The organism is Faecalicatena orotica, assembly GCF_003149245.1.
GTDB classification, from domain to species: Bacteria; Bacillota; Clostridia; order Lachnospirales; family Lachnospiraceae; genus Faecalicatena_A; species Faecalicatena_A orotica.
Map to the genome: position 1 here is coordinate 46,870 of NZ_QGDL01000008.1, position 23,202 is coordinate 70,071.

At 44.5% G+C, this 23,202-nt stretch carries 19 protein-coding genes; 15 read left to right on the forward strand and 4 right to left on the reverse strand.

What is annotated here, in order from left to right; all coding sequences use genetic code 11:
* Positions 1-127: 127 nt before the first annotated feature.
* The 14 genes from A8806_RS13385 (at position 128) to A8806_RS13450 (ending at position 16,767) form a co-directional block, all read left to right on the forward strand.
* Positions 128-1,912 carry a sigma-54-dependent Fis family transcriptional regulator gene (locus A8806_RS13385; RefSeq protein WP_109731714.1) on the forward strand — a complete coding sequence of 595 codons (1,785 nt, stop codon included), beginning with the start codon at positions 128-130 and terminating at the stop codon, positions 1,910-1,912.
* 145 nt (positions 1,913-2,057) lie between these two features.
* Positions 2,058-3,596, forward strand: a complete 1,539-nt coding sequence (locus A8806_RS13390) for an ATP-binding protein (protein WP_109731715.1) — start codon at positions 2,058-2,060, stop codon at positions 3,594-3,596.
* Positions 3,580-4,278 (forward strand): response regulator, encoded by a 699-nt coding sequence (locus A8806_RS13395; protein ID WP_109731716.1) that lies wholly within the window; start codon positions 3,580-3,582, stop codon positions 4,276-4,278. The genes A8806_RS13390 and A8806_RS13395 overlap by 17 nt, the downstream gene beginning before the upstream one ends.
* Positions 4,279-4,608: 330 nt before the next feature.
* Positions 4,609-4,686: a K(+)-transporting ATPase subunit F gene (gene kdpF / locus A8806_RS27125; RefSeq protein WP_109731924.1), complete on the forward strand. Its 78-nt coding sequence runs from the start codon at positions 4,609-4,611 to the stop codon at positions 4,684-4,686.
* A 38-nt stretch (positions 4,687-4,724) separates the two neighbouring features.
* Positions 4,725-6,437 (forward strand): potassium-transporting ATPase subunit KdpA, encoded by a 1,713-nt coding sequence (kdpA, locus tag A8806_RS13405; protein ID WP_109731717.1) that lies wholly within the window; start codon positions 4,725-4,727, stop codon positions 6,435-6,437.
* A 29-nt stretch (positions 6,438-6,466) separates the two neighbouring features.
* Entirely contained in the window at positions 6,467-8,533 is a 2,067-nt protein-coding gene (gene kdpB, locus A8806_RS13410) for a potassium-transporting ATPase subunit KdpB (RefSeq protein ID WP_109731718.1), read from the forward strand.
* 12 nt (positions 8,534-8,545) lie between these two features.
* Entirely contained in the window at positions 8,546-9,193 is a 648-nt protein-coding gene (gene kdpC / locus A8806_RS13415) for a potassium-transporting ATPase subunit KdpC (protein ID WP_109731719.1), read from the forward strand.
* Positions 9,194-9,217: 24 nt separating this feature from the next.
* Positions 9,218-11,260 (forward strand): DUF4118 domain-containing protein, encoded by a 2,043-nt coding sequence (locus tag A8806_RS13420; protein ID WP_109731720.1) that lies wholly within the window; start codon positions 9,218-9,220, stop codon positions 11,258-11,260.
* A gap of 123 nt (positions 11,261-11,383) precedes the next feature.
* A complete protein-coding gene (locus tag A8806_RS13425; RefSeq protein WP_109731721.1) occupies positions 11,384-12,919 on the forward strand; it encodes an ATP-binding protein in 1,536 nt (511 codons plus the stop codon).
* Entirely contained in the window at positions 12,912-13,610 is a 699-nt protein-coding gene (locus A8806_RS13430; RefSeq protein ID WP_109731722.1) for a response regulator, read from the forward strand. Before A8806_RS13425 ends, A8806_RS13430 begins: the two co-directional genes overlap by 8 nt.
* 157 nt (positions 13,611-13,767) lie before the next feature.
* Positions 13,768-14,157 carry a hypothetical protein gene (locus A8806_RS13435; RefSeq protein ID WP_109731723.1) on the forward strand — a complete coding sequence of 130 codons (390 nt, stop codon included), beginning with the start codon at positions 13,768-13,770 and terminating at the stop codon, positions 14,155-14,157.
* Complete coding sequence (locus A8806_RS13440) at positions 14,154-14,612, forward strand: potassium channel family protein (RefSeq protein ID WP_109731724.1); 459 nt, start codon at positions 14,154-14,156, stop codon at positions 14,610-14,612. The genes A8806_RS13435 and A8806_RS13440 overlap by 4 nt, the downstream gene beginning before the upstream one ends.
* The gene (locus tag A8806_RS13445; RefSeq protein WP_109731725.1) at positions 14,609-15,277 is read left to right on the forward strand and encodes a potassium channel family protein; all 669 of its coding nucleotides are present in this window, start codon (positions 14,609-14,611) and stop codon (positions 15,275-15,277) included. The genes A8806_RS13440 and A8806_RS13445 overlap by 4 nt, the downstream gene beginning before the upstream one ends.
* Before the next feature lie 2 nt (positions 15,278-15,279).
* On the forward strand, positions 15,280-16,767 hold the full coding sequence (locus A8806_RS13450) for a TrkH family potassium uptake protein (RefSeq protein ID WP_109731726.1): 1,488 nt from the start codon (positions 15,280-15,282) through the stop codon (positions 16,765-16,767).
* Here A8806_RS13450 and A8806_RS13455 read toward each other — a convergent pair.
* The 4 genes from A8806_RS13455 to A8806_RS13470 all read right to left on the reverse strand — a co-directional run bounded on the left by A8806_RS13455 (position 16,736) and on the right by A8806_RS13470 (position 21,759).
* Positions 16,736-19,315 (reverse strand): FtsX-like permease family protein, encoded by a 2,580-nt coding sequence (locus tag A8806_RS13455; protein WP_109731727.1) that lies wholly within the window; start codon positions 19,313-19,315, stop codon positions 16,736-16,738. The two genes, A8806_RS13450 and A8806_RS13455, sit on opposite strands and share 32 nt — an antisense overlap.
* On the reverse strand, positions 19,315-20,001 hold the full coding sequence (locus tag A8806_RS13460; RefSeq protein WP_109731728.1) for an ABC transporter ATP-binding protein: 687 nt from the start codon (positions 19,999-20,001) through the stop codon (positions 19,315-19,317). The genes A8806_RS13455 and A8806_RS13460 overlap by 1 nt, the downstream gene beginning before the upstream one ends.
* 95 nt (positions 20,002-20,096) lie before the next feature.
* Positions 20,097-21,086, reverse strand: coding sequence for a sensor histidine kinase (locus tag A8806_RS13465; RefSeq protein ID WP_109731729.1), 990 nt, complete (start codon positions 21,084-21,086; stop codon positions 20,097-20,099).
* Positions 21,073-21,759: a response regulator transcription factor gene (locus A8806_RS13470; protein WP_109731730.1), complete on the reverse strand. Its 687-nt coding sequence runs from the start codon at positions 21,757-21,759 to the stop codon at positions 21,073-21,075. Before A8806_RS13470 ends, A8806_RS13465 begins: the two co-directional genes overlap by 14 nt.
* 299 nt (positions 21,760-22,058) lie before the next feature.
* Between A8806_RS13470 and msrB the strand changes: the two genes are divergently transcribed.
* A complete protein-coding gene (msrB, locus tag A8806_RS13475) occupies positions 22,059-23,195 on the forward strand; it encodes a peptide-methionine (R)-S-oxide reductase MsrB (protein ID WP_109731925.1) in 1,137 nt (378 codons plus the stop codon).
* Positions 23,196-23,202 lie beyond the last annotated feature (7 nt).

Here is a 23,202-nt window from a genome sequence, read left to right on the forward strand (position 1 = left end):
ATACTATAATGATATTACAGCTTTAATTTAAGTTATGTTTTACATTATTATTGTTTCATTTCAATACATTTATCATTATTTATTATATTTCGTTTCATTTTAAAACAATCAAAAAGGGGTGACGGTTATGGAAAAAACAAAAATCTTAGCAATTGCACCATATCGAGGGATGTATGAATTAATCCTTCTCTTAGGAAAGAGACGAAACACGATAGAATTAACTGTCTATGAGGCGGATTTAAACGAAGGCGTTAATATTGTAAAACACCTGAATAAAAAAAACTTTGATGTTATCATATCCCGCGGTCAAACTGCGGAGCTGCTTTCTAAAAATACCACTATTCCAGTCATTGAAATTTCATTTTCTGTATATGATATCCTACGCGGTCTTAAACTTGCAGAGGGTTATGGGAAGTCAGTCGCTATCGTAGGTTTTTCAGGCATAACATCCTGTGCAGCAATATTATGTGATTTACTCCGGTACAAATCTGAAATTATTACTGTAACCAGTAAAGAGCACGCTCTGACCACATTAGAACGGCTTCAGCAAAAAAAGTGCCAGATTATTCTCTGTGATACTATTGTCTATAACCTTTCTCGTTCCCTTGGGCTCAATGCCATCCTCATTACTTCCGGTACTGAAAGTATTGAAAATGCATTTGACCAGGCTTTAAAAGTGAGCCGAAGCTACACGCACATTAAACAACAGTTAAGAATATTTACACAGGCACTTTCATCTTCACCAGAGACTGCTATTATACTCGATTCAAATAATAATACACTGTATAGTTCTATGGATGATACAGATGAAAATACAGCAGTATTTAAATATATTTCCAGAATGCTTACCACATTTTGGGGCTCTGCTACTTTTACTGCTGAACAAAATATCAATAATAAAATGTACCTTTTTTCTTCCAGACAAGAGACAGTTCAGAATCAAAAATATCTTTTTATTTTTATTGCGTCCTCGCCCATGCCACAGTATATGAACAGCGGGGCAATAGAAATCAATGAAGGGGGGTCTGACATCCCAGACTTTTATAACGCGTATTTCAATAGTGCAAATTCCCTTGGCGGTCTGAAGCATACAATCAGTCAATATGCCCAAAATGCACCACAGCCTATTCTTATTCTAGGAGAACCCGGGACCGGCAAATCAAAAGCCGCATCTATATTATATCAGGAGAGCCGTTTTCACGGATTTCCAATATATACCATTCTGTGCGGCAAAGTATCCTCTCAATACTGGAAAACCTTTACAACAAGCCCGGATTCACCTTTGCTTAAAGATAACTGTACAATCTTCTTTAACAATATTGATGCACTTGGGAAACCTCAAGTAGAATCACTTATCGAGTTCATCGAATACTCTAACCTTTTAAAAAGGAACTACCTACTATTTTCATTGAACTCCACCAATAACACTGAAACAAATAGTTTTTTCAGTTACCTTACAAGTCACATATCCTGCCTTACTTTGAGATTACCTCCACTCAGGGAACGGCTGGCGGATATTCCAAGCTTATGCAGCCTTTACATCAATGAGGTCAATATGCAGACAGGAAAGCAGATTACAGGGTTTGAAACTGATGCGATAAAAATTCTAGAAGAATATGACTGGCCGAACAATCTGACCCAATTCAAACGCATTGTCAGAGAACTTGTCATTACCTGCAACACCCCCTATATTACTGCGGATAATACTGAAAACATGCTCAGTAAAGAGCCAAAGAAATACAACCAGTCCCTCCTTACGGACGGATTGGATTTGTCAGGCAAACTTTCTGAGATAACCTACCAAATAGTGCTACGAGTCCTTACAGATGAAAATAATAATCAAACAAAAGCAGCCGAAAGGCTTGGTATCAGCAGAAGTACTCTGTGGAGAATTTTAAAAAAGAACCTTTAGATAAACTAAAAATTTCTAAGGAATGTATGTGATAGAATTGAGGAAAATCTGGCCCTCCGTCCAATAAAAATTAAAAAAGGTGTTGTACTTCCTGAAAAGGATATTATACTTATATCTGGATGCATGCTTGAAAGGGGTAAGTACAATGAGCGAAAAAATTGAAAGTAGGAAAGCACAGGTTCTTACCTGTACACTAATTACGTGTTGCTTTATCTTAATTGCAACAGTCACTGGATGGCTGTTCCGGTCACTCCGTTTTCCGGAAACAAATATTGTTGTCGTGTATATTTTATCAGTTATTCTAACGGCACGTTTTACAAAAGGTTATGTATATGGTATTATTGCCACAATTGCAGCTACCGCTGCATTTAATTATGTTTTTACTGACCCTTATTTTACCCTTTCAGTAAATGACCCCACATACTTTATCACTTTTGCAATCATGACGCTGACGTCTATCATAACCAGTGCACTGACATCCAAGGTTAAACAAAACGCGTTAGAGGCGAAAGAAAAGGAAGCAGAAACTACTGCCCTTTACCAGCTTACTAATCATTTGGCTGCCACTTCTGACATAGATGAAATCGTAAATGTCGCAGTAAATACCATAAGTAAGATTTTTAACTGTCATGCTGCGTGTTTATGCTTTGATGAAAGTGGAATTCCCGAGACGGGCTATATTCAGCAAAAAAATGAGCATGAACTGGTACGCCGCCATATAAAAAACGGTTCCGAACTGAGACACAACATTGATAATCTCCGCACGTCCTATTATGCAGGGGAAGAATTTTGTGACTGGCCGATCCACGGACAGGATTCTGTTCTGGGGACTGTCCGCATTCCTGTAGAAATCAATGAGCAGTTAAGCGAAGAACAAAAACTGCTGCTCCATACCATGATAGAAAGTACGGCTATGGCAATGGACCGCTTCCATAGTGTTCAGGAAAGACTCCGTTCACTCGAAGAGGCAACACAGGAGCGTTACCGCGGAAACCTTTTGCGGGCTATCTCACATGACCTTCGTACCCCGCTCTCCGGGATTATGGGAACCAGTGAAATGCTGATGGGCATGACTGAAAAGAATGATGAACGTTATTCTCTGGCTGAAGGTATCTTTAAAGATGCGGACTGGCTCCATGCACTTGTTGAAAATATATTAAATTTAACTCGTCTGCAGGAAGGGAAATTGATTCTGGACAAGCAGGAAGAAGCCGTTGAGGAAGTAATCGGCAGTGCAATTGCAATTATGGCAAAACGCCGCCCCGACTACGATATCTCTGTAAATATCCCAGATGATGTGCTGCTCGTGCCGATGGACGCCCGTCTCATCATACAAGTACTGGTAAATCTTCTGGACAATGCAGTAAAGCACACTCCTGTCGGAGGTGATATTACTGTTTCAGTATGGGTGGAACAGGGAAAAAATATGGCTGTTTTTTCCGTGGCAGACCGCGGCTGCGGCATCGCAGAAAAAGATATTCCCCGCATCTTTCAGGTATTCTATACGACACACGGAAAAGATACGGATACACAGCGTGGCATAGGTCTGGGGCTTGCAATCTGTGAATCTGTTATAAATGCCCACGGAGGCACTATTACTGCCCGCAACCGTTTAGACGGGGCCGGCGCCGAATTTTCATTTTCACTACCAATGGAGGTAAAACAGGATGACGCTCAGAAATGAAAAAATATTAGTTGTTGAGGACGATACACAAATTCGCAACTTTATCTGCTATGCGTTGAAGCAGGACGGTTTTCAGGTGGAAACCGCTGGTACAGCGCAAAATGCACTTTCCACCCTTGTGTCAGAGCCGATTGATTTGATGCTGTTGGATTTGGGTTTACCGGATTTTGACGGAATGGAGGTAATCACCAAAGTAAGGAGCTGGTCGGAACTGCCGATTATTGTGGTATCGGCCCGTGATCAGGATAAAGAGAAGGCTTTGGCTCTGGACAATGGTGCGGATGACTATCTGACTAAACCGTTCTCTGCCACGGAACTGATGGCACGAATCCGGGTGGCCCTGCGGCACCTGTACAAGGCAGGCAGCCATACAGAACAAAAGGAAGCACACGTTGGTGATTTATCAATAGACTTTGAGAAGAGGCTGGTCCACCTGAATGGATCAGAAATCCATGTCACACCGTTGGAATACAATCTTCTGGCACTATTTTTCAAAAACATCGGCAAGGTACTTACAACCCAGTATATTCTAAGAGAAATATACGGTATCGGCTACGGTACTGATACACAGGCGCTGCGTGCCCTCATGGCAGGGCTTCGCCGCAAGATAGAAAAAAGCCCGGCGAAACCGCGGTATATACTGACCGAAATCGGAGTAGGATACCGTTTAACAGATGAATAAGCACAAAAAAGCAGGCAGTTAAATGCCTGTTTTTTTTATGCCCACGGCAGTTATATGCCTTCCATCTTTATAGCATCTTTATTTTATCGGCCTCTTTACTAATACCTAATTTATGGCAGCCGCAGTATCCTTTTGTTGAACCAGTAGAGGAGGTTGTGTAATAGAGGAAGGGAGGAACTATCATGATGGATTTGGCTATGATAGCCATACTGTTTGTATGCTTCAGCTTAATGAAGCTTTTCACCAACTGGTGCAGCAGCCAGGTGGATACAGGCAATGGGAATAACGAATAGCGAGACAGATGAACTACTAAGAGGAAGGAGACGCGAAATGATATTACTGGGAATTGTTATTCTGTTAATGGCGGCATATTTATTTTATGCACTTGTTCACCCAGAAAAATTATAAAGATATGAAAGTAAATAAAATCAGGAGGAAAAAAAGTCATGTTACAAATTGCGCTGACTTTAGTAGTCTTCATTCTGGCCGTTATACCTATGGGAAGATATATGTACCATATTGCGGTTAAGAAAAAGACATTTGCAGATCCTTTTTTTGACAGGGTAGATAATAGAATCTATAAAGTCTGCCGTATAAATAGAAAAGGAATGAATTGGAAGGATTATACATTAAGTCTGTTGATGACCAACGCGGTCATGGTGTTTGTGGGTTATCTCGTTTTAAGATTACAGTATATATTATTTTTAAACCCCAATCATATAGAAGGGATGGAACCAACCCTTTCATTTAATACAATTATAAGCTTTATGACAAACACGAACCTGCAGCACTATTCCGGGGAATCCGGGCTCTCTTATTTGAGCCAGATGCTTGTTATCATTTTCATGATGTTCACATCTGCTGCTTCCGGATATGCTGCATGTATGGCATTTTTACGGGGACTTGCCGGCAAAAGCAAGGATCTTGGAAATTTTTATGAGGATATGGTTCGTATAACAACACGTATTCTGCTCCCGTGGTCTCTCATATTCGGCCTGATATTAATCTGGCAGGGATGCCCTGAAACATTCGGAGGCAATATTACAGTAAATACAATAACTGGTAAACTTCAGGATTTTGCGATGGGACCGGTCGCGGCGCTGGAAATCATTAAACATCTGGGAACCAACGGAGGCGGATTCCTCGGTGCAAACTCATCCACACCGTTCGAGAATCCGACAATTATCACAAACACTATAGAACTTATCTCTATGATGATTCTTCCGGGCGCATGTGTGCTTACATTCGGCAAGATGTGTCAGGACAGGAAAAAAGAAGATAAAACGGCAAAAGAACCTCTGTTTGGAAAACAGGGCAGAACCATATTTGCTGCTATGTCCGTAATCTTCCTCATTGGTTTAACCATCTGCTTTGTATCTGAAAAAGCCGGGAATCCGGTACTTGATACAGCAGGAATCAGCCAGGATATGGGAAGCATGGAAGGAAAGGAAGTGCGGTTCGGCATTGACCAGTCAGCACTCTTTACGACTACCACTACGTCATTCACCACAGGTACAGTCAATAATATGCACGACACACTGACACCACTTGGCGGAATGGTACCTTTGTTACATATGATGCTGAACTGTGTGTTCGGAGGAAAGGGTGTCGGTCTGATGAACATGCTCATGTACGCCATCCTCACTGTATTTATCTGCGGGCTGATGGTAGGCCGTACACCGGAATATCTGGGAAAGAAAATAGAGGGGAAGGAAATGAAGCTGGTAGCACTTGTCCTGATTATACACCCGTTATTGATTCTTGGATTCTCCGCTCTTGCCTTGGCAGTTCCCGCTGGTCTGGAAGGAATCACGAATCCGGGCTTTCATGGGCTTTCACAGGTACTATATGAATATTCTTCATCAGCGGCGAATAACGGTTCCGGATTTGAAGGACTCAGTGACAATACCTACTTCTGGAATATAACCGCCGGACTTGTAATGTTCTTCGGGCGTTATATAGCAATCGTCGCACAGCTTGCAATTGCGGGTTCACTGTTTGCCAAGAAACGTACGAAGGCCTCAATTGGAACGATGCGTACGGATAATGTAGTATTTACAATATTGCTTGTATTTATTGTATATATCTTCGCAGCCCTGACTTTTTTCCCGGCACTGGCTTTGGGACCGGTTGCGGAGCATCTGACACTATGGTATTAGCAAATTTTAAGAAAAGGATGTAAATGAAAATGTCTAAGAAACAAGAAAAATCAAAGTTCGTGACAAGGGACATTTTAAAAAGTTCTATTATTGGTGCGTTCCAGAAGCTAAATCCAAAATATATGATAAAGAATCCGGTTATGTTTGTTGTGGAGGCCGGCTGCCTTCTGACTCTTATCATGACAATTATCCCGACAATATTCGGCGATGACGCATCACTTGGATATTTAAGAACGTACAATGGAATTGTCTGTGTCATACTTTTTATAACTGTACTATTTGCAAATTTTGCAGAGTCTGTAGCGGAGGGCCGGGGAAAGGCCCAGGCCGCTTCCCTTAAAAAGACAAAGCAGGATACAAAATCCCGACTTATCAATAAAGACGGGTCTGAGACAACCGTGAATGCTTCCCAGCTTAAGAAAGATGACATTGTTCTTGTCAAAGCAGGTGAAGTAATTCCCAATGACGGGGAGGTAATCGAAGGAATTGCTTCCGTAGACGAGTCAGCGATCACCGGAGAATCTGCACCGGTCACCCGGGAAGCAGGGACAGATTTTTCATCTGTTACAGGCGGAACTACGGTCGTAAGTGACTGGTTGAAAATAAAGATTACCTCCAAACCGGGGGAATCCTTTCTGGATAAAATGATTGCACTTGTAGAAGGTGCGTCACGCCAGAAGACACCGAATGAAATTGCGCTTAATACACTGCTTGTAGGACTGACTATCATTTTTCTAATTGTAGTAGTCTGCCTGTACCCGTTCTCAACATATTCCGGAGTGCAGATTCCGATATCTACTATGATTGCCCTGCTGGTCTGCCTGATTCCTACTACTATAGGCGGCCTGTTATCGGCGATTGGTATTGCAGGAATGGACCGTGTCACAAGATTTAATGTCATTGCGATGTCCGGCAAGGCAGTAGAAGCATGCGGAGATGTGGATACAATGATCCTCGACAAGACAGGAACCATTACATTCGGGAACCGTCTGGCAGCAGAGTTTTACCCAGTGAATGGGAAGTCAAAGGAGGATCTGATTGACTATGCGGTTCTGACCTCCCTGTGTGACCCTACGCCGGAAGGAAAATCAACGGTGGAGCTGGCCCGCACTATAGGCACCAAAATCGATGACAGCGCCGCAGACCAGCTGGAATTCATTGAATTCACGGCACAGTCCAAGATGTCAGGTGCGAACCTGGCAAGCGGCTCCAAGATAAGAAAAGGGGCGGCGGATGCGATCAAAGAGCGGGTGTCTGAAAAGGGCGGAATAATTCCGGAAGATCTTGATGATATTGTCGAGCGCATAGCGTCGCTAGGAGGTACTCCGCTTGTTGTGGAGGCTGACAGTGTAATCTATGGTGTTATATACCTGAAGGATACGGTAAAGCCAGGGCTCGTTGAGCGGTTCCAGAGACTAAGAGATATTGGTATCAAGACGATTATGTGTACCGGTGACAACCCGCTTACTGCTGCAACTATAGCAAAAGAAGCCGGTGTTGACGGATTTATCGCTGAATGCAGGCCGGAGGATAAGATTGAAGCCATTAAGAAAGAACAGGCAGAAGGAAAACTTGTAGCCATGACCGGTGACGGCACAAACGACGCACCGGCCCTGGCACAGGCAGATGTAGGGCTTGCGATGAACTCAGGTACATCAGCAGCTAAGGAGGCTGCAAATATGGTGGATCTGGACTCTGACCCGACAAAAATTCTGGAAGTGGTGGAAATTGGAAAACAGCTGCTCATAACAAGAGGCTCTCTCACCACCTTCAGTATTGCAAATGACGTGGCGAAATATTTTGCAATTATTCCGGCAATGTTCACACTTGTGATTCCCCAGATGCAGATGCTTAATATTATGAATCTTGCAACCCCAATGTCTGCTATTTTGTCGGCTCTTATATTTAATGCAATTATCATACCTTGTCTGATCCCGATTGCAATGCGGGGCGTAAAATACAAACCGATGAGCGCAGAACGGATGCTGTTTAAGAATATGGGCATCTATGGACTTGGCGGTATCATTGTACCGTTTGCCGGTATCAAGATTATTGACTGTTTGGTAGCACCGCTTCTGGCGATGCTGGGAATGTAGGGAGGAAGTTTCATGAAATCATTTTTAAAATACTTAAAAAGCGCTGTCGTCCTGACCGTCCTGATGCTTGTTGTCTGTGGCTTTGCATATCCCGCAGCCCTGACAGGTTTAGGGCAGCTCTTCTTTCCGCATCAGGCAAATGGAAGCCTGATTACCGCGGACGGAAAAAATACGAATGACCCAGAAGAGGCGGCAGGTTCCGCAATCTCCGGACAGGACTTCTCCGGCGATCCTAGATATTTCCAGGGCCGTATATCAGGGGTAAATTATAATACCTACACCGAAGAAGAAAAGGAAGACGGCACATACGCAGGAGTGGGATCAGGCGGTTCCAACCTTGCCCCTTCCAATGAGGAATTAAAGGAACGTGCTGAAAAATCTGTAGAAGAGTTTCTCAAGCAGAATCCTGATGTAAAGAAAGGCGATATTCCGGCTGATCTGTTAACTGCCTCTGGTTCCGGGATGGACCCGCATATCACGCCGGAATCAGCCAGAATTCAAATTCCATCTATCGCTGAGGAAACTGGTTTAAGTGAAGAACAGTTAGATAAAATTGTTGAAAATAATACAGAAGGTAAGGTACTCGGCGTATTTGGACATGACAGGGTAAATGTCCTGAAGTGTAATCTTGACATTGCAAAAGCAATCGGAGAAATATAGAACTAAAAAGTGCAGGAGGCGCTTATGGCGGAAGACAAAAGGCCAAGTCCACGAGAAATGCTTGATAAACTTCAGGCAGAAGAAAATAAGATACACATGAAAGAGTTTGGCCGCCTTAAAATATTTCTCGGCTATGCGGCCGGAACCGGGAAGACATATGCGATGCTGGAGGCGGCCAGAGATCTAAAAAAGAACTTTGTGGATGTTGTCGCCGGATACGTGGAGCCTCATGCCCGTCCGGAGACAACAGCACTTCTGGAAGGAATCGAACAGCTTCCATTCCTGATGGTGGAATATAAGGGGGTAAAAATCCGGGAATTCGATTTGGACGCAGCTCTTAAGCGGCGGCCAAAGGTTATCCTCGTTGACGAGCTGGCCCACTCGAATGCACAGGGCTGCCGGCATCAGAAACGATATCAGGATATCGAAGAACTGCTGGAACACGGCATTAATGTATATACCACAGTAAATATCCAGCATTTGGAGAGCCTCAACGATAATGTATCCAGCATTACCAGCATACAGGTAAAGGAAAGAATACCAGACAGTGTCTTTGATAAGGCGTCTCAGGTTAAACTCGTGGATATCGAACCTGAAGAACTAATCGAGCGTATGAAGGAAGGCAAGATCTATCAGGGAATGCAGGCCCAGAGAGCACTGCAGAACTTCTTTACAAAAGATAAACTAATAGCCTTAAGGGAAATCGCCCTTCGAAGAATGGCTGACCGTGTGAATCACCTTGCAGAGGAAGAAAAAAAACTGCTTGGTTCCGGGGACTACTCAACGGGCGAACATGTACTGACCTGTATATCACCGGCACCTTCCAATGAAAAAGTAATACGCACTGCAGCACGGCTGGCCTATGCATTCCATGCTGAGTTTACCGCACTGTATGTAGAAACAAGAAACCTTCAGAATGCAGACGAGAAGGTTAAAAAAAGAAGAGATGAAAATATGCGTCTCGCAAGGACTCTGGGCGCAAAAATTGCCAGCGTAAACGGAGAGGATGTGGCCAGACAGATTGCAGAATACGCTAAGGTCAGCAATGTAACGAAAATTGTCATGGGAAGAACAGCCCACAAGATCCTGTTTGGCCAGACGAGAAAAACACTGGTCGAAAGTCTGAATCAGTATGCGCCCAACCTGGATGTATACATTATCCCTGATCTGCATAACGGAGTCGGGCAAAAACATTATACAATAAGGAAAAATGGTAAATTTCTGGAAGGTCTTATAAGAGGTCCGGACATTCTGATTATGCTTGGAATGATGGCGGCAAGTACGGCAGCTGCTCTGGGAATGAAATATCTGGGACTGACAGAGGCCAATATTATTATGGTCTATCTGCTGGGGGTCATGCTGACTGCCATCACCACATCCGGCTATATATGCTCGGTACTGGCGTCTGTGCTGAGTGTCCTGCTGTTCAACTATTTCTTTACAATACCTCTGCATAGTCTGGAAGCCTATGATGCCAGCTATCCGGTAACTTTTGTCATGATGTTCGCAGTCAGTCTTCTGACCTCGTGGATTGTGTCAAAGATACAGAGGCAGAATGAGGAAAATGCAAAACGGGCGTACCGTACTGAGATTCTTCTCATGAACAGCAAAAGACTAAGGCGCGCAAAAAGCAGAAAAGATATCGGTGACGAACTGGCTTCACAAATTCAGAAACTGATGAATTTCACCGTTATTATTTATATGAAAAAGGACGGAAAACTTCAGGAGCCGTCTATTTATATGAGAACCGGAATTGAAAAGAATATGCAGGATGACTTAAAGTGTGACTACATAAACCGGGCCGAACAGGCTGTTGTCTCCTGGGTATTTGAAAACGGGCACCGGGCAGGCTGCACCACCCATACACTGCCGGATGCGAAAGCAATCTATCTTCCAGTGGCAGACGATGACAATGTATCCGCGGTCGTTGGCATGGTACTGGAAGAAAGGCGGGAAATTGGCACCTTTGAGTACAATATTATATCTGCCATGCTGGATGAAGCCGCGTTGGTACTGGAGAGAATCCAGCAGATGGAAAATATAGAAAAATGTGCAGGAAATCATTGAGAGCCGCTTCGTTTGATCGAAGCGGCTTTTTTCGATTCTCACAGGATTCTCACATGGACGGACGTTCTCTCACATCCGTCTCACAGCATCTGTGATAGAGTAAGTCTGCACAGGAGGTAAATTATGAATACATCAGACTATGGACCTTTCCTTCTTCCCGATTTTGGAAAAAGCATCCTGCTGCTGGCTGCGGCTACCGGCATCGGCACTATCTTTGATACGCTCGGGTTTAGCGAATCAAATATTATTACAATTTATATTCTCGGGGTATTGATAAACTCCATATTGACCACATCACGCATATGCAGCCTCTTCTCTTCTGTTGCCAGCGTGTTGGTATTTAATTTCTTTTTTACAGAGCCGCGTTTTACATTGAATGCCTATAATTCCGGCTATCCGGCCACTTTTTTAATCATGTTCATTGCCTCACTGATTACAGGCAATCTGGCCGCAAAGCTGAAACAGCACACACAGCAGTTTGCTTACACGGCATACCGCACCCGGGTTATGTTCGACTGCAATCAGGCCCTGCAGAAAGCAGAAGGCAAAGATGAAATTATAACTATTACGGCACGGCAGCTTGTCCGCCTGCTGGGCCGTGATATTGTATTTTATATGAAAACAAATGACAAACCTCTCGTTCCCCATTCGTTCCCTGTTGGCGAAGCCATGATGGATGACAGCTGTCTGAGCGTCAATGAACAGGCGGTAGCTGCTTGGGTGTTCAAGAATAATAAACGGGCAGGGGCATCCACAAACATACTGTCTAATGCAAAATGCCTTTACCTTGCCACAAGGATTGGCAGCCATGTATATGGGGTAGTTGGGATCGCACTGTGTGGTGATTCCCTGACACCGGAAGAAACAAGTATGCTTCTTTCACTTCTTGGAGAATGTGCAATGGCACTGGAAAATGAAAAAACGGCAAGAGAAAAACAGGCCGCTGCAGTCCTGGCTAAAAATGAACAGCTCCGGGCCAATATGCTGCGGTCCATATCCCATGATCTTCGTACCCCGTTAACCTCTATTTCCGGAAATGCGAATCTTTTGCTGGCGAATGGCGCACAGATGGAATGGGAGAAACGTAAGCCGATCTATAACGACATTTATGAGGACTCACTATGGCTCATAAGACTGGTAGAAAACCTGCTGACAGTTACGCGAATTGAGGACGGCAGTACAAGCCTGCAGATGAAACCGGAGTTAATGGAGGAAATCATTGCAGAGGCACTGCGGCATGCGGACCGTAATAGTAAGGAACATGTCATTCTCGTAAAAGATGCCGATACGGCTTTTGCAAAAATGGATGCCCGGCTTATGGTTCAAGTTGTAATTAACCTTATAAACAATGCTGTCAAGTATACACCTGCCGGTTCTCATATCACTATTCAGACCTATATAAAAAACAAACAGGTGATTACTGAGGTTTCTGATGACGGTCCCGGAATTCCAGATGCAGAGAAGCCCCATGTTTTTGACATGTTTTATACTTCCAGTACAAAAATTACCGACAGCCATCGCGGGATCGGGCTGGGACTTGCACTTTGCAAGTCAATCATCCATTTACACGGAGGAACCATTTCTGTAAAAGACAATCTGCCCCAAGGCACGATATTCCAATTTACATTACCTGCATGGGAGGTGCATTTACATGAGTAAACCGCTTATTTTAGTTGTGGAGGATGACAAAGCAGTCCGCAGCCTCATAACAACAACACTAGATACACAAAACTATCGTTTCCGCTCTGCTTCTACTGGTGCGGATGCTGTTCTGGAGGCAGTGTCCCATAATCCTGACATTCTGCTTCTGGACCTCGGGCTCCCGGATATGGACGGCATCGAAATTATCCGGAAAGTGAGGACCTGGTCCAACATGCCCATTATCGTTGTCAGTGCAAGGAGTGAAGATACCGATAAAATCGATGCTCTGGATGCCGGTGCCGATGATTACCTGACAAAACCCTTTTCCGTGGAGGAACTGCTCGCCAGACTGCGTGCCACGGTACGCCGGTTAAATTCAGTACAAAATGTACTGCCTGTCCAGAATGCGGTTTTCCAAAATGGTGAGTTAAAAATCGACTATGCGGCCGGGTGTGCCTATCTGAAGAATGAAGAACTACATCTGACCCCCATTGAATATAAACTGCTGTCCGTGCTGGCTAAGAATGTCGGAAAGGTGTTAACACACCGATATATTACCAAAGAAATATGGGGGACTTCCTGGGATAATGATGTAGCTTCCCTGCGGGTTTTTATGGGAACCCTGCGTAAAAAGATTGAGCCGTCCCCCGATTCGGTACAGTATATCCAGACGCATGTTGGTGTCGGATACCGGATGCTGAAAATATAAATCCGTGGGGTGTGCCTCCTGCTGAGTCACCCGCTGCAGCCGTTCGATTCTCACAGGATTCTCACAAAGGTATCTTCACTCTCACACCAAGGTCACAGTATATGTTCTATGATAAGACTGTAAAAATCAATAAGCCTTAGAAAGGATGTATGAAAAAATGAAAAGTTCAACAATAAATACAGACTCTTTAAAAGCATTGTGTACGAATGCAAAGAATCTTATTTTATCGGGAGATTACACAGCATGTGAGCAGCTGCTTTGTACTGCTATGGGTCAATACCCGCATTCAGCACAGCCCCATAATCTCATCGGCATATTATTGGAAAAGGAAGGTGAACACAGCGCTGCCATGAAGCACTTCCGGGCTGCGTGGGCGCTTGATCCTACTTATCTCCCTGCACGAAAAAACCTTGAGAAATTCGGAACCTTTTTTTCCAGAGGAGAATGCGCATATGACGAAAGCGACATCAAAGAGGAAGAAAGTACTTATGTCATGGAATATGATTCATGCGGAATCGGACATATGAAGAGGAGGTCACAGAAATGAAAAAGTATCTTTTTAAAGTTCATGGAACTTACAATATCATCATTGGCTGCGGACGCTTAGGTGCAAATCTGGCAAACACACTGTCCGATGAGGGTTTTGATGTTCTCATCATTGACCGGGATAAGGATGCATTCCGGAAACTTTCTCCTTCCTTCGGAGGGCTGACCCTGAATGCAGACGGAACCGATTACGATGTCCTGCAGGAAGCGGGTATCCAACAGGCAAACGCGGTAATTATAGTAACGAACAATGACAACACAAATATCATGCTGGCGCAGATCGCACGCGAAATATTCAAAGTGGAACGGGTCATTGCCCGTCTGTATGATCCGGAAAGGGACTGCATTTACCGCGAATTCGGAATTGATACCATTTGTCCCGCCATACTGTCGGCAAAAGAGATTGATAAACTCCTTGGCCAGGCAGCCGCACACATTCGGGAGGAAGCCGTATGAAAACAAAAGTATTACTGGTCGGCGGCAAGAGTAAAGCAAAATCTCTGGCGGTTTCCTTGTTAGGCCGCGGGTATCAGGTTACTGCCATCAATGATTCCCATGAGGAATGTCTGAAACTGGCTGGAATCAATAAGTTAAACGTCTTTGAAGGGGATGGCACCAAACCTTTTATTCTGGAGGATGCCAATGCATCCGATTATAAAATTGCAATCGCACTTACATCGAAGGATGAAGACAATTTAGTTATCTGCGAGCTGTGCAAGAAACGGTTTCACGTACACAAAACCGTGGCGTTGGTATCTGATCCGAGAAAAACAGATTTCTTCTATGCAATGGGTATCGACAGCGTTGTATGTGCCATCTCAGCAGTTACAAACATTATCGAACAGCAGGCCTTCATGGAACAAATGGCCAATGTCATTCCTATCGGAAAAGGCCGGGTACAGATTGCAGAGATCCCCATCTCTTCTACCGCACCAGCCGCCGGCAAAAAGTTATGGGAAATCAATTTACCAAAAGAGGTTATTATCGGTTGTATACTGCACGGTGACCAGATCGGAATTCCCTGCGGAGACACAAAAATTCTTGCAGGGGATGTGCTTGTTTTGATTTCCGGCAACGGTCAGGAGCTTGCCGCGGTGAAAGAATTAACCGGGAGGGAGTAGACATGGCTAAAAATCTTTCAAACTGTTCGGACTATGGAAAACTTATGCTTTTAGTAGGAATTATGATTTCCGTACCGCTGTTAGTTCTTCCATTTTATCCGGAGGATGCCAGATATGCGCTGTCATTCATTATTCCGGCCTTATTTTCTATTTTTTCGGGAATTATTGTTTGCCGCCTGGGCAAAAAAGGCGGCACTGATACGACAGCAAGGCAGTCAGCTATGCAGCGCAGCAGCCTGACGGTTCTCTTTGCATGGAGCTGGGGTATCGTAACAGGTGCGGCCCCATTTGTACTGGCCCGACAGATGTCTGTTGTGCAGGCTTTATTTGAATCCGTCAGCGGATGGACAACGACAGGACTTTCCGTAATGGATGTCAGTACTGTCCCCAAAATCTTCTTGTTTCACCGAAGTTTCATGCAGTTCTGCGGTGGTCTTGGATTTGTTTTGATGATGATTATGCTCATTTCCGGAAAGCAGTCTATGAGTCTGTTCAGTGCAGAGGGACACCCTGATAAACTGATGCCGAATCTAAAAAAAACTGCCCGGACAATTTTTATTATGTATTCTGGTTTTTTGGTAATTGGTACGGTTTCCTATTGTTTTGCAGACATGAGCCTGTTTGAAAGTATATGCCATGCCATGTGCTCCCTCTCCACAGGAGGCTTTTCCACCAGGCTCGGCAGTATTGGCGAGTACAATAACCTGCCTGTTGAAATAATAACGATTATTCTAATGCTGATTGGTACGACAAATTTTGCTGTACTATTACTGCTTACCAAACGCAAATGGAAGCAGGCATTCCGTGTAAGCGAAGTACGTTTCATGATTGGTCTGTTACTTATATTTGTTCCTTTGACAGCCTTTTCTCTTTCAGGCAGTCTTAACATACCGATAACAGAAGGATTCCGCAGGTCACTATTTGATGTTTCATCTGCACTATCCACCACTGGATACTCCAGTATGAGTTATTCCGCCTGGCCTGACTTCGCTATTGGCATACTGATCCTCATGATGCTGGTCGGAGGCGGAATGGGTTCTACGGCAGGAGGTATGAAAATGACCCGTGTATACCTGATGCTGCGCCTCGCGGCTGCAAATGTCCGCAAGCGCCTGTCACCGGCCCGCCGTATAGATACCCCGTATTACATAAGGGCCCAAGGAAAGACACCGATTGATTCCGGCCTTGCGGCAGATACTACAGGATTTACGGTGTGTTACCTTGGATTATTCCTTATTGGTACATTCTTATTGACACTGACGGCAGACTCCAGCCTGACAGAGGCCGCATTTGAATTTGCCTCTGCGCTTGGAACAGTCGGCCTTTCTATCGGTTTGACCGGCCCCGACACCAATACTGCTACATTACTTGTAGAAATGTTTGGTATGATTTTAGGTCGGCTGGAGATATTTATTGTTGTTACAGGAATCGTTTCCGGCATGAAAACGTTTCACAGGCTTATGCCATATCATCCCGAAGTGCATCGATAATATTTTCTTTTTTCATCTTGCTGACTGCATACATCATGGTGACAAAAATTACAAGGAGTACACTGATGACGCTGATTCCGATACTGCCCCACGGCAGTACAAATCTGATATCATCCGACAACATGCCCTTACAAATCAGCCAGGAAGAAAGGATCGATATGGGGATTCCAAAAAGCAGGGCCCTTATACCGTAAAAGGCACATTCAAAGCGCATCATTTTATTAAAATCACGGTCAGGCATTCCCACTGAACGCAGCATGGCAAGCTCTCTGCGCCGCAGCTTAATATTCGTGGAAATCGTATTGAATACATTGGCAACCGCAATCAGCGAAATCATGATGATAAAGGTATACGCAAAAACGTTGGCAATAAATATATAATTCCGGCTTTCCTCAAGCACCTCGTCCGTATTTAACATGATATATGCGGATGAAATGTTCATTTCCTGTATCATACTTTTCATTTCATCTGCCGACTGTGACGGATGATCTGACTGGAAGGTCAGTCCCTTTACCCTGGAATCCACAGATGCACCCTTTGGTACAAGTCTCTCTTTTAGTGACCAGGGAGCTATAATTGAGAAAAAAGTAGACTGTTGTCCGGCCGCCTTTAGCATCGGAGGTGTATCCGGGGGTACCATAGTAACAAACCTGACCCCGATATGATCCCACTCTTCTGTGTCCGCTACACCGTTTATTTCAGGTGCAATGGTTAAATTCATGACTGGATTCCTGAACATATCAGCAAGATCATCTACACCTTCTGCGCTGTCGTCCCCTAATTTTGCTACGCCAATCACTCGTGCATCCTGACCCGTATATTCCTCCTCAGGCAAATTCTGTCCTTTAACTATATCCAGATAAGTATTATCATCCAGAAACTGAATTTCCATGTGCAGATTCACCGTTTCATCCGGTGAATACACCCCCGCTGATTTCCAGTATTCATCTGTCAGTTCATCCGCTTTAACAGCACAGGAATAATTTATCACTTCCTGATATGAACTTCCGGTAACACCATTGGCAGTTTTCAGTCTGTCAAAAATCTGCAGCATTTCGCTGTCATCCATATCCTGTGTGCCAAAACCAATGTCATAGCTGGTAACTATTTTTGTCTGCTCCGCGCCTTTCTGCATACTTGTTACGAGGGCGCTGGTTGAAACAAACAACACAATGCTCAGCACAAGTGACATCACGATACTGCGATAGCGTTTCTTGTTTCGCTTAAAATTCTTCAGTGCAAGAATTCCCTCCAGACCATAGGTGCGCCTTTCCAGCCTCGATATTTTCATGGCTCTGGCTTCTACCTTCACCTCGTTTGTCTGGCGGATGCATTCCATAACCGGCATGTTGACTGCTTTTTTAGCAGGAATATAAGCCGAAATTAAAATAGTAATGATGCTCACCGCTGCCGCACCGGCTATGGCAGGTAAAGACATACTCATTGTTAACGGAACCCCCGAATATAGCAGGCTTGAAAATTTTCTGGAAACGACGGAAATTACAAGCCAGATACTTCCCAGACCTGTCAGAATACCAATCGGAATCCCTACGGCCCCAATACACATACCCTCAAAGAGCACGGAATTGCGCAGCTGCTTTGCAGTGGCACCCACGGAAGAAAGAATTCCGATCTGCCGTGTCCGTTCACTCAGTGAAATACTGAAGGAATTGTAAATCAGGAAGATCGAACCAATCATGATGATAGCGATCACAATGGCACCGGCCGAGTACATAAATGCATTGAATATCCTGTCTCCCGGATTTCTCGAGAGTCCCATAATGCGAAGCACATCTGTATTCAGGATATAGGAACTGCCGGCTGCTGTACTGTCCACATAGGAATACACCTGCCTTGGATTCTTCAGAGTCACGAATAAACTAAGGTCTTTCCCTGCACCGGTCTGGTCGGATCTTGTGATCAGGGTATATCCCGGAGAATGGTCCTGTTCAAAAACAGGCGTCCGGCATATGCCGACAACGGTATAGGTTTTATTTTCCTGTGGTACAAAGGTCTCAGAACCTGATGTATATGGGTCGTTCTGGGTAAGCTTCTTTTCTCCTTCCATACGGTTTCCTACAGCAAGCGAAATGGTATCTCCCGTTGCATAGGAAACGCCGCCGTCTGTCGCAATTTTCCCGGAAATGAGAACCTCATTGCCGTTTTCAGGAAGTCTTCCTGAAGTCAGGGTTATGGGCAGGGCGTCAAAAGCCTCCCTGCTGAATCCGGCCACGTAAAGATAGGGCTTGTCGGGATTTTGCCCGCCTTTCAGTGGTGCATATCCGATATTTTCAATCGTTGTTATCTCCTCAACATCATTGTTCTGGCTCTGCTCCTGTGCAAAAGAAGCATTGGCATCCAAAAACCCGACATCCCAGCTGCCGTATTTCATGACCGCCCCCTCTGCCATGTAATCCAGAAGGGAAACACCAAACGTAGTAACTGCCGTAAACATAGCCGCAGACAAAACTACCCCGATGATTGTTACAATCGTCCGCGTGCGGTTCTTTTTCAGTCCTTTGAGGGCAACTTTGCAGAAAATATTCATTACCGTCTCACCTGCCTCTCATCCCGCACAACTCTTCCGTCCGCAATACAGATAATACGGTCCGCCTGCAGTGCGATATTTTCGTCATGTGTAACGATAATCAGGGTCTGATGGTATTTTTTATGACTTTTCTTAAGCAGAGTGATGATCTCATGTCCATTCCGGCTGTCCAGACTGCCTGTTGGTTCGTCCGCTAGCATGACCGCAGGAGCGTTCATCAGGGCCCGCCCGATAGAGACCCTCTGCTGCTGTCCGCCCGATAACTGGTTGGGCAAATGCGTCCTCCGTTCTTCCAGTCCGAGCAGTTCCAGTAATTCCTCCAGCCGCTGTTTATTGACTTTACGTTTGTCCATCAGGATCGGTAACGTAATGTTTTCCACTACATTCAGCGTTGGGATAAGATTGTGGAACTGATAAATCAGCCCCACCTGCCTTCTTCGGAAAATAGCAAGCTTCTCATTACTTCCGGCATACACATCCTGCCCCTCCAGATACACTTTTCCACTGGTTGGTACATCCACGCCTCCAATGATGTGAAGCAGAGTAGACTTACCGGAACCGGAAGATCCGGTGATTGCCGTAAACTCCCCTCTATTGATGGTAAGCGAAACGTGGTCGAGCGCAGTAACCTGGTTTTCCCCCCTGCCATAGACCTTACATAAATTTTTGATTTCTAAAAACTCCATGATATGAGCCTCCTTTAAATATGGTTCTTAACAGATACTACCCATATAATAGAACTTTCAGCTTACATCTCCGTGACTTTCAAGTGAGAGATCCGTCACTTTGGGAAACGAATCACAAATAACGCACCCCCTTCAGGATGGTTTTTTGCAGTGATGGTCCCTCCCTGCCGTGTAATAATCATCTTGCAGAGGGCCAGACCGATTCCATAACCGGTCGCTTTATCACTGTTTCCCCGGTAAAATCTGTCAAACAGACGGGGAATGTCTTCCTTTTCAATGCCTTGTCCGCTGTCGCGGATATTAATCCCGGTAAACAGCGGTGTATCCTCACAGACAATCTGAATCGTCCCATTATCTCCTGCGCTCTCCATGCAGTTTTTCAGAATATTCTGGACGGCCTCCGATAACCAGCCGGAATCCCCCAAAATAGCGGCCCCTTCCGGCACATTGGTATGGCAGGTAATATTGTGCAGTTCCATTGGTATCAGTAACGGACGAAGCGCAGAATTGATTAAAGCACTTACATCGATATTTTCACTTTGAAACACCACAATGCCCGCATCCAGACGGGAGATTTTCAGCAGCGAAGTGATCAGCCAGTCCATATGCACAAACAATTCCTCTGTTTCCCGCAGTAAAGCCTTCCGCTCATTTTCATCCGAACTGTTTTCTATTATTGACAGAATAAGATTCACTGATGTCAGCGGAGTACGGAGCTGGTGTGCGATATCAGCCATCGAATCTGCAAGATGTTGTTTTTCTTTCCTCAGTGCATCATTCTGCTCCCGGATACGCAGTGTCATTTTTGTGATCTCACTGTGCAGAATAGAAAGCTCCCCCTCCTCTGATTCCCCGATATACAGACGGTCCGCGTTATGCAGCACAAGGTCGATCTGATCCGCTGTCTCCGCAATACTCTTATACCGTGCCTTCGTAAACACATAAAATGCAATTCCAAAGGCTGCATCTGTGATAAGGACAAGGATTCCTGCTGCAGGGCTGACTGCAAATCCTGCCATTACCGTAACAGCAGCCATGATGATAAACAAAATGGCAAAATGGCGAAATTCTTTATTCCGTAACATTTCCGCCCCCCAATCTATAACCTGTACCACGGACGGTCAGGATAATCCGCGGGTCGGCAGGATCATCTTCTATTTTCTCCCGCAATCGTTTTATATAAACAGTCAGTGTATTATTATTGACAAACTCTCCCGCAGCATCCCACAATTCATTCAGCAGCCGGTCCCGCGTAATGATCACTTGCGGATTACTGATAAACACCAGAAGCAGGCGGTATTCCAAAGCAGAAAGAAAAATCTCGGCGCCGTTCTTTTTTACAATACCACTCGTTGTATCGACATGAAGACCACAGATATCAAAAGCCGACGGTGACCTCCCACTCTTACGAAGAGCCGTTTTAATTCGCGCAATCAGTTCACGCGGCCGGAAAGGTTTCGTGATATAGTCGTCAGCCCCCATGTTCAGTCCGGTGACAACACTCGCCTCATCGCCCGAAGCCGTCAGGAAAATAACCGGAATGTCCTGTGTTTCCTTGATTTCCGTACATACCGTGAATCCATTCCCATCAGGCAGAAAAAGATCTACCAGCGCCAGATCAAACTTCCCTTCTTCCAACACAGCAAGGGCCTCCTTCTGTGTCGCAGCCGGAGTAACTGTAAATCCTTCCGAGCCAAGCAGAAGCATCAGGTTCTTTGCAATTGCCTTATCATCTTCAACTAAAAAAATCCGTTTCATTGCTTTTACCACCCTTCAATTATTTTCATATCCTATTCCTCTTCAATCTCTAATTTACAGGATCATTGTATCGTTATCTATGGTTACTGGCAACATAAATCGTAAATAGTTATGGTTCAGTATTACTGTAACAGCCGATTGAAAAATATTACTGCAGGTGTTATCATTGACACACAGCATCTATGCATCTGGACCCAAAGAAATCAAAGAAAATGCAAAAGCCATTCCATTACAATCTCATCCGGACGGCTGTAAAATATGAGTATCAAAAAGCAAAAGAGGTGGCCGATATGAATGGTATAAAAAATCATTTGGTAAAATCTGTTGGAGCAGGAATGCTGGCTATTGTCCTGACTGCATTATCCGGATGCGCTGCAGTACAGAAAGAAACGAAAGAAAGTACGAATAGCCTGTCCACGAAAAAGGAGGATACTATGGTAAATGAAGAAAATGCACATACAATTTATCTGGCGGGAGGATGCTTCTGGGGAATTGAAGCCTACTTTAAGAAACTTCCCGGTGTGTATGATACAGAAGTAGGGTATGCCAACGGGAATACGGAAAACCCAACCTATGAGCAAGTATGCCGCAACAACACAGGGTATGCGGAAACAGTCAAAGTCATGTATGACACTTCCCTGATTACAACCAGACAACTTTTAGATGGATTTTTCAAGGTCGTAGATCCGACAAGTGTTAATAAGCAGGGGAATGACAGAGGCAGCCAGTATCGCTCCGGTATCTATTATGTAGATGAGGAAGATAAGGCTGCGGCAGAAATGGCAGTTGAAGAACAAAAAGCAAAATATAAAAAAGAAATTGCAACAGAGGTTGTTCCTTTGGATAATTTTTACCTGGCAGAAGAATACCACCAGAATTACCTGGATAATAATCCTGGAGGCTACTGCCATATCAATCTGCAAGATGCTGATGACTTTATTGAAGAAGAAGGGCTTGGCATGAATGATCTCTCCGGTCAGATTAACCCGGAGAATTATCCGGTGCCAAGCGAGAAAGAATTGAAAGAAAAGCTCACAGATATCCAGTATCAGGTGACACAGAACAATGGTACTGAGCGTCCTTACAACAATGAGTATGCCGATAATTTTGAAAAAGGAATCTACACAGATGTCGTGACAGGAGAGCCGCTGTTCAGTTCAGAGGATAAGTTTGAATCCGGCTGCGGATGGCCAAGCTTTTCAAAACCAATCGTACCGGAAGTCGTGACTGAGGAAACAGACTCCAGCTTTAATATGATACGTACAGAAGTGCGAAGCCGTGCAGGTGATACTCACCTCGGCCATGTCTTTAATGATGGGCCGTCAGAACTTGGCGGGCTGCGTTACTGCATTAACAGTGCCTCGATCCGGTTTATTCCTTATAAAGATCTGGATGCAGAAGGATATGGATACTTAAAATCGATATTTGATAAATAAGATGAGA

Excerpts from the sequence above, each read along its gene's own strand:
- A8806_RS13425 (WP_109731721.1), top strand. The coding sequence starts at position 11,384 with ATGAATACATCAGACTATGGACCTTTCCTTCTTCCCGATTTTGGAAAA.
- A8806_RS13460 (WP_109731728.1), bottom strand. The coding sequence starts at position 20,001 with ATGGAGTTTTTAGAAATCAAAAATTTATGTAAGGTCTATGGCAGGGGG.
- A8806_RS13450 (WP_109731726.1), top strand. The coding sequence starts at position 15,280 with ATGGCTAAAAATCTTTCAAACTGTTCGGACTATGGAAAACTTATGCTT.
- A8806_RS13430 (WP_109731722.1), top strand. The coding sequence starts at position 12,912 with ATGAGTAAACCGCTTATTTTAGTTGTGGAGGATGACAAAGCAGTCCGC.
- A8806_RS13390 (WP_109731715.1), top strand. The coding sequence starts at position 2,058 with ATGAGCGAAAAAATTGAAAGTAGGAAAGCACAGGTTCTTACCTGTACA.
- kdpF (WP_109731924.1), top strand. The coding sequence starts at position 4,609 with ATGATATTACTGGGAATTGTTATTCTGTTAATGGCGGCATATTTATTT.
- A8806_RS13465 (WP_109731729.1), bottom strand. The coding sequence starts at position 21,086 with ATGTTACGGAATAAAGAATTTCGCCATTTTGCCATTTTGTTTATCATC.
- A8806_RS13385 (WP_109731714.1), top strand. The coding sequence starts at position 128 with ATGGAAAAAACAAAAATCTTAGCAATTGCACCATATCGAGGGATGTAT.
- A8806_RS13470 (WP_109731730.1), bottom strand. The coding sequence starts at position 21,759 with ATGAAACGGATTTTTTTAGTTGAAGATGATAAGGCAATTGCAAAGAAC.
- A8806_RS13440 (WP_109731724.1), top strand. The coding sequence starts at position 14,154 with ATGAAAAAGTATCTTTTTAAAGTTCATGGAACTTACAATATCATCATT.
- A8806_RS13445 (WP_109731725.1), top strand. The coding sequence starts at position 14,609 with ATGAAAACAAAAGTATTACTGGTCGGCGGCAAGAGTAAAGCAAAATCT.
- kdpA (WP_109731717.1), top strand. The coding sequence starts at position 4,725 with ATGTTACAAATTGCGCTGACTTTAGTAGTCTTCATTCTGGCCGTTATA.
- kdpB (WP_109731718.1), top strand. The coding sequence starts at position 6,467 with ATGTCTAAGAAACAAGAAAAATCAAAGTTCGTGACAAGGGACATTTTA.
- A8806_RS13395 (WP_109731716.1), top strand. The coding sequence starts at position 3,580 with ATGACGCTCAGAAATGAAAAAATATTAGTTGTTGAGGACGATACACAA.
- A8806_RS13435 (WP_109731723.1), top strand. The coding sequence starts at position 13,768 with ATGAAAAGTTCAACAATAAATACAGACTCTTTAAAAGCATTGTGTACG.
- A8806_RS13455 (WP_109731727.1), bottom strand. The coding sequence starts at position 19,315 with ATGAATATTTTCTGCAAAGTTGCCCTCAAAGGACTGAAAAAGAACCGC.
- kdpC (WP_109731719.1), top strand. The coding sequence starts at position 8,546 with ATGAAATCATTTTTAAAATACTTAAAAAGCGCTGTCGTCCTGACCGTC.
- A8806_RS13420 (WP_109731720.1), top strand. The coding sequence starts at position 9,218 with ATGGCGGAAGACAAAAGGCCAAGTCCACGAGAAATGCTTGATAAACTT.